The organism is Ideonella sp. P3_A4, assembly GCF_056403075.1.
In genome coordinates, this window is the sequence record NZ_JBFUGE010000913.1 from 1 (window position 1) to 1,818 (window position 1,818).

Annotated in this window: 2 protein-coding genes; one reads left to right on the plus strand and one right to left on the minus strand. The window is 65.6% G+C overall.

Annotated elements, in window-relative coordinates; all coding sequences use genetic code 11:
- The coding region (locus tag AC1DYI_RS34360; RefSeq protein ID WP_477208582.1) for an aminotransferase class III-fold pyridoxal phosphate-dependent enzyme at positions 1-1,309 on the plus strand (1,309 nt) is incomplete at its 5' end.
- Positions 1,310-1,357: 48 nt separating this feature from the next.
- Here the strand turns inward: AC1DYI_RS34360 and AC1DYI_RS34365 are convergent.
- Positions 1,358-1,818: hypothetical protein (locus tag AC1DYI_RS34365; RefSeq protein WP_477208583.1), on the minus strand; the 461-nt coding region annotated here is incomplete at its 5' end.

Sequence of the window (1,818 nt, forward strand, 5' to 3'; positions counted from 1 at the left end):
GTACAGCCCCTACCTGCGTCAGCACTTGAGCGTCGGCAGCGTGCTGCAAGCCTCGTCCGGCGTGACTGTCGAAGACCTGGACGGCAACGTCTTCTACGACCTGGCCGGCTCGTACGGCGTGAACCTGCTGGGCTACGACACCTACAAGCAGTGCATCGCCGAGGCCGAAGCGCAAGCCCGCCCACTCGGCCCGGTGCTCGGCGCCTACCACCCGGCGCTGCTGGACGTGGTCAAGCGCCTGAAAACCATCTCGGGCCAGGACGCGGTGTCGTTCCACATGTCCGGCACCGAAGCGGTGATGCAGGCCGTGCGGCTGGCGCGTTATCACACCAAACGCAGCCACCTGGTGCGCTTCTGCGGCGCATACCACGGCTGGTGGGAAGACGTGCAGCCCGGCCCCGGCAACCCGGTGCCACCACGCGACACCTACACGCTCGAGGACATGGACGAACGCAGCCTGCAGGTGCTGCGCACGCGCAAGGACATCGCCTGCGTGCTGGTCAACCCATTGCAGGCGCTGCATCCGAACAAGGGCGCACCGGGTGATTCTTCGCTGGTCGATTCGAGCCGCGGAGCGCACTTCGACCGCGAGGCCTACACCGGCTGGCTGAAGAAGCTGCGGGCCGTTTGCAGCGAGCGCGGCATCGTGCTGATCTTCGACGAGGTCTTCGTCGGCTTCCGTCTGGCACCAGGTGGCGCGCAAGAGTACTTCGGCGTCAAGGCCGACTTGGTCACCTACGGCAAGACGCTCGGCGGCGGCCTGYCGGTCGGCGTGGTCTGCGGCCAACAGGCACTGATGCAGCGCTACCGCGCCGAGCGCCCGGCCGACATCTGCTTCGCACGCGGCACCTTCAACGCCCACCCTTACGTGGTCTGCGCGATGCAGGCCTTCCTCGATCGCCTGCAGCGCCCCGAAGTACAGGCTTTGTAYGACGGACTGGACGAGCGCTGGAACGAACGCACTGCGCGCTTCAACCAGCGCCTGGCCCAGGCCGGCCTGCCGGTGCGTGTGGCGAACCTGTCGTCGATCTGGACGGTGACCTACACCGAGCCTTCGCGCTACAACTGGATGTTGCAGTTCTACCTGCGGCTGCATGGCCTGGCCTTGAGCTGGGTGGGCACGGGTCGATTGATCTTCAGCCTGAACTACAGCGATGCCGACTTCGACGCGGTGTTGGAGCGGTTTATCGCAGCGGGCCAGGAAATGCAGGCCGATGGCTGGTGGTGGGCCGACCCGGCGCAGACCAACAAGTCCATCAATCGCAGCATCCTGAAAGAGATGCTGAACCGCCGCTTCGGTATCGGCTGAGTTCGCGCCGCGGGCCGCTCGACGGCGGCCCGCGGTCGCGATCACGGCTTAGTGTGACTGCACGTGGTGCATCGGGTCGATCAGCTCGCCACGCAGCAGGTACAGCGGCGCCTTGTGGTACAGCCAGATGTCGTGGAACGGGTCGGTCAGGATCTTGCTCATCCAGACCAGGCCGGTGGCCAGGCTTTTTTGCCAGGTCAGTTGGGCGACGCGGAACAGCAGCCCGCTGACGCCGAGGAAGAGCCAAGCCAGACCCACGTCGTGCAGATAGCCGGTCCAACCCACCGCTGGCTCGATAAGCCCGAACAGGCTGGGCTGCAGCCACAKCAGCAGCGGCAGCGCGACCCAGGCGCTCATCAGCGCGATCTTGCGGCGAATGTTGTAGCCGATTTTGATCTCTTCCTTGTACGCGTCGGTGGCCTGGTTGACCTCATCGTAGCCACGCGGCTCGAAGAAGAAGTGGCCGGCCTGGCGTGTCGTCATCGACACGCACCAGGCGAGGATGGCGG